General features: G+C 62.4%; 6 protein-coding genes. 1 reads left to right on the top strand and 5 read right to left on the bottom strand.

Translation table 11 applies throughout. From position 1 onward, the window contains the following. Positions 1-908, bottom strand: a 908-nt coding sequence (locus KDH09_13565; GenBank protein ID MCB0220722.1) for a glycerol-3-phosphate dehydrogenase/oxidase, incomplete at its 3' end; no start/stop codon positions are given. Between the two features lie 121 nt (positions 909-1,029). Further along, positions 1,030-1,239 carry a cold shock domain-containing protein gene (locus KDH09_13560; GenBank protein MCB0220721.1) on the bottom strand — a complete coding sequence of 70 codons (210 nt, stop codon included), beginning with the start codon at positions 1,237-1,239 and terminating at the stop codon, positions 1,030-1,032. 32 nt (positions 1,240-1,271) lie between these two features. On the opposite strand from KDH09_13560, the gene KDH09_13555 reads away from it, so the two are divergent. Next, on the top strand, positions 1,272-1,475 hold the full coding sequence (locus tag KDH09_13555; GenBank protein MCB0220720.1) for a hypothetical protein: 204 nt from the start codon (positions 1,272-1,274) through the stop codon (positions 1,473-1,475). A 149-nt stretch (positions 1,476-1,624) separates the two neighbouring features. On the opposite strand, the gene KDH09_13550 is transcribed toward KDH09_13555, so the two are convergent. The 3 genes from KDH09_13550 to KDH09_13540 all read right to left on the bottom strand — a co-directional run. Next, the gene (locus KDH09_13550; GenBank protein ID MCB0220719.1) at positions 1,625-2,290 is read right to left on the bottom strand and encodes an O-methyltransferase; all 666 of its coding nucleotides are present in this window, start codon (positions 2,288-2,290) and stop codon (positions 1,625-1,627) included. Between the two features lie 2 nt (positions 2,291-2,292). After that, positions 2,293-3,225 carry an OmpA family protein gene (locus tag KDH09_13545; GenBank protein ID MCB0220718.1) on the bottom strand — a complete coding sequence of 311 codons (933 nt, stop codon included), beginning with the start codon at positions 3,223-3,225 and terminating at the stop codon, positions 2,293-2,295. A gap of 77 nt (positions 3,226-3,302) precedes the next feature. Then, on the bottom strand, positions 3,303-4,309 hold a 1,007-nt coding region (locus tag KDH09_13540; protein ID MCB0220717.1), incomplete at its 5' end, for a hypothetical protein.

Here is a 4,309-nt window from a genome sequence, read left to right as displayed (position 1 = left end):
TCGATCCCCTGAATGAGGTACTCGACCTCGTCCTTGCTCACGGTGAGGCTGTCGGGATCGCCGTAGAAGTCATCGTCGGTCGTGCCGATGATGGTCGAGTTGTCGTGGGGCATGATGAAGATGCTGCGCCCGTCGACGGCGCTGCACATCACGGCCACGTTCACGACGCGCCGGTCGAGGATGACGTGCACGCCCTTGCCCGGACGCATCTTCGCCGTGGCACCGGTGCCCTCAAGAATCTTGAGCACCCAGGGCCCGCCGGCGTTGAAGACGACGCTGGCGCGGATCTCTTCGTGGGCGCCGGTGCGGAAGTCCTGGACTTTTACGCCGCAGACCCGCTTTCCCTCGAAGAGAAAACCGGTGACGCGGGTGTGGTTGCGGATGGTTGCGCCTGCCTCTGCGGCCGAGAGCGCGTTGGCCGTGCACAGGCGAAAAGGATCGATCCCCCACTCGTCCATGGTGACCGCCCCGTTGACCATTTTCGGTTTGAGGCCCGGCTCGATGGCGAGCGCTTCCTGCGTGGTGAGCCGGGTGTGGGGCTTGCCGTTTTTCAGCGGCTGGAACTGGTCGTAGCCCTCGAAATAGGTCTCGAAGAGCGAACCGAAGATCTTTCCGGCAATTCCCTTCTGCGTGATGGGCATGAGGAAGGGAATCCGAAAGAGCATGTGGGGGGCCATCTGCTGGATGTAGCCCGAGTCCTCGCAGCTCTTCTTGGTCGTCTTGACGTCGCTGACCATGTAGCGCGCGCCGCCGTGGATCATGCCGGAGTTGGCGCCCGATGCGCCCGTGGCCAGGTCGCGCTGCTCAACCAGGCAGGTGCTGAAACCGCGGTAGGCACAATCGCGCGCAATGCCCGTTCCATTGACACCGCCGCCGATGATCACCACGTCGAAGCTGGACTTACTCAAGGAAGAAAACCTGAAATATCGGCGCCCGGGGCCCTCTCCCGCCAGGAAGAGCAGCAGGCGCGAAAAAGATTACTCACCTATACTCGCGGGTCTGTGGAGGGTCAACGAGGCGCCAGCGCTCTCAGGACTTCGCGCGCCGCACGGCCCGGGCGATGCGGGCGGTGCCGCGGGCTCCGGGCTCGAAACTCACCAGCTCGCCCGGCTCAAGCTCCCGGGGCTCCTCGGCAATGTCCTCGAAGATGACGTAGAAGTCAGCTCCGTCGCCCGTGCGGATCAGGCCAAATCCCCTCTCCTTTGAAAACCAGAGGACCTCTCCGAGTTGCTCTGCCATGATGATTCCTCTTGCGCTAGGCTTGATCTTCTATGGACGAGGACAAGATTTACGAAGGCGAGAGCGTCTGGCGCCTCTCGGGCTATCCGATCCGTCTGTGGGTGATTGCCCTCGGCGGCTTCCTGGGCCTCACCGTGCTGCTCATCTTCCTGATGTATCGCATTGGCGAAGAGCCCCTGCAGTTCAAGCTGCCGGCCGATTTTTCGACGCCCGCCACCGAGCAGGCCTCGCCCTAGCCTTCACCCCACCTTCCCTGTCATCCCGAACGAATGTGAGGGATCTCGCAACGACGAACCAGCAATGACCCTTGATCGGCAACAGCCTTCGTATCTGCGAGATCCCTCACATTCGTTCGGGATGACAGACTAGAGCCGTCGAAGTCCCCCTAGCGAACCGTTCCCACACCCAGCCCGTCACCGATCGGAAAGATCCGCGCGTAGAGTTTGGGGTGATTCACAAAGAACTTGTTGAAGGCCGAGAGCGCCTTGGTGCTCTCCTGCCAAAACTTTCCTTTGGGCTTGCGCACGCCGGAGACGTAGCCGTGCCAGAGCGTGTTGTCGGCGATAATGAGCGCGCCTTTTTTCATCTTCGGAAGCGCGGCGCGCACGTAGTCGGCGTATTCCTCTTTTACCGCGTCGAGAAACAGCACGTCGATGGGCGCCCGGTTATTCCTGAGATACTCGAGCGCCCCCACGGTGCGGAAGTTCACGTAGCGCGAGAGCCCCGCCTGCTTCATGTAGGCGGCGGCCTGGGCGTGACGCTCTTCAGAGACGTCGCAGGTATCGACGACGCCCTTTACCTTCGCATCCTTCAATCCCCGCGCGAAATGCAGCGCGCTCATGCCGATGGCGGTGCCGCACTCGACAATGCGCGCGGGCTTGTTCGCGCGTGTCAGCAGGTAGAGCATCTCACCCACATCGGGTGAGACGACTGGCACGTCGTCCTTCTCCGCGTGGGCAATCATCTTCTTGAGCACCGCGTCGGGCTTGGGACGCAGCCCGTCCAGATACTTCTCGACGCCCGGCTTGGTGGGCGAGCTGTAGGTTGACATCGCTACTCCTTGAGGCCTTCGCGGATACGGATGGGCTGCAGCAGGATCTCGATGCGGCGGTTTGCGCTGCGCCCTTCGGCGCTCTTGTTGCTGGCAAGCGGCTGGTAAGGCCCGTAGCCCGCGGCCGCCATGCGACCGGGCTTCACGCCGAATTCCTGGAGCAGTCGCACCACCGCCACCGCGCGCGCGGCCGAGAGCTCCCAGTTGGTGGGGTAGATCTTCGCCAGCGGCCCTGCCTTGATCGGGCGGTCGTCGGTATGCCCTTCCACCACGATCTGGCGATCCTGAATTTGCTTGAGGGCGTCGCTCACTTTCTTGAGCACCGCGCGCCCGCGAGCGTTCACTGTGGCGCTGCCCGAGTCGAAGAGAATCTTGTCTACGAGGTCGATCTTCAGTTCGTTTTTGAGACGCGAGATGCGCACCGACTTGTCCTTGATCTCGCTCTCGAGGTTGCCGACGAGCTGCTCGTAGGTGCCGGAGATCTCCTCCACCTTTTTCTTCGCGGCCTCGGCGGCCTCGCGGGCAGCCGCCAGCTCGGTCTCCGTCTCGGCGATCTGCTCGGCGGCCTCTGTTTTGGCCGCGTCGTACTCGCTCTGGAGCGCGGCGAGCTGCTCGCTGCCGGTGCGCTTGGCCTCTTCGAGATCGGTCTTGAGCTTCTTGAGGCGGTCGGTGCTCTCGCGCTGCTGCTCGGTCAGTGTCTCTTCGAGCCGGGCGATCTTCTTCTGCAGTTCGAGCTTGGTCTTCTCAAGATCTCCCTGCAGCGCGGCGTTGCTGGCCTGCAATTCATTGTTTTTATCGCGCGCGTCGAGGAGTTCTTCGTAGGTGTTGCGCTGCTTTTCCTGCAGCGCTTCGAAATCGGATTTCCACACACAGCCGCCCAGCACGGAGCCAAGCAGCGCGAGGATCAATGCACTTCGAATCAGTCGGACGTTCATGGTCGCTCCTTCACACATTCGGGGAGTGATTTCTCAGGCGGGAGTGTTGCATACCGGCCGCGGGCTCGCCACGGCCATCAGGACTCGCCGGGCGGGATCGAGAAAGCGCTGACTTTCACCGGCGCATTGAGGGTCTTGTAGAAGCCGCTGCCGCCGCCTTCGGGAAATGCGGGGATGACCGAGAGCTTTCCCACAAAGCGGTAGTTCTGCGGCTTGAGGTCTTCCCAGTGCAGGAACTGGTAACCCACGCAGGGCACGCAGCCGGGCACGTCCTCGGGCGGTTCGATCAGGTTCTCGTCGTCGATAAAGTAGCTCGAAGCGTTGAGCTTGAGACTGCGGTCGTAGTCCACGGCAACGACCTGGTTGAATCCCGAACCGGTCACGAGATACCAGGGCTCATCGCCGAACTCGAGGGTCTTTTCCTCGGCAATCATCTGGCCGTCGACCAGCACGCCCTCGGGCTTGGCCTTGGTGGTGATGCGCGTGCCGCGCAGGTCGGTAAAGTCATTGACGACGCGCAGGTCGAGCGAGCCCACGAACAGGGCCGCCGGCGCGGGCACGCGAAAGCGCACATCGGCGATCCAGAGCCGGTCGTAGTTGATGAAGGTGAGCATCACCGGAAGCGAGAAGCCGGGCAGCACGTTGATCGCGCCCTCCATCTCGCGCACCAGCCGGATGGGCCCGGTGCGCACGCCGTTCAGGTGAATGTCGACGTCTTCTTCGTCGAAGTTGAGCTTCACAAGGCCCGTGGGGCCGGTCGCTCGGACGCGCACGCGCAGCCGGTCCTGAATGTCCTTCGTACCACGCCCCTGAAGCATCGGGTAGATCATGTCGGTGATCATGAACGGGCGCTCGGGCGCGTAACGCCAGGTGTAGTCCTTGCTGGAAACCTGGTGTTTGGCAGCGTCGTACTCGATGTAATTGACGAGCGGTTTGAACCCGCGCTCGCTGCGCATGAGGTAGATGATTGCGGGGTTCTTCAAATGGTCGGCTTCGAGTCGCACACCGCTCACCATCCCGCGAAGGCGCGAGAGGCTCTCGGCGTCGCATTCATACCCGGCGTCGCGGAGCATGAAGGAGATCT

This window comes from Chrysiogenia bacterium, assembly GCA_020434085.1.
Classification (GTDB): Bacteria; JAGRBM01; JAGRBM01; order JAGRBM01; family JAGRBM01; genus JAGRBM01.
Note: the sequence above shows the minus strand (reverse complement) of the source record. Positions and strands in the feature narration are given on the sequence as shown.

What these genes read in the sequence shown, in the direction of transcription:
- KDH09_13560 (MCB0220721.1), bottom strand. Translation starts at nt 1,239, where the DNA reads ATGGCAGAGCAACTCGGAGAGGTCCTCTGGTTTTCAAAGGAGAGGGGA.
- KDH09_13555 (MCB0220720.1), top strand. Translation starts at nt 1,272, where the DNA reads ATGGACGAGGACAAGATTTACGAAGGCGAGAGCGTCTGGCGCCTCTCG.
- KDH09_13550 (MCB0220719.1), bottom strand. Translation starts at nt 2,290, where the DNA reads ATGTCAACCTACAGCTCGCCCACCAAGCCGGGCGTCGAGAAGTATCTG.
- KDH09_13545 (MCB0220718.1), bottom strand. Translation starts at nt 3,225, where the DNA reads ATGAACGTCCGACTGATTCGAAGTGCATTGATCCTCGCGCTGCTTGGC.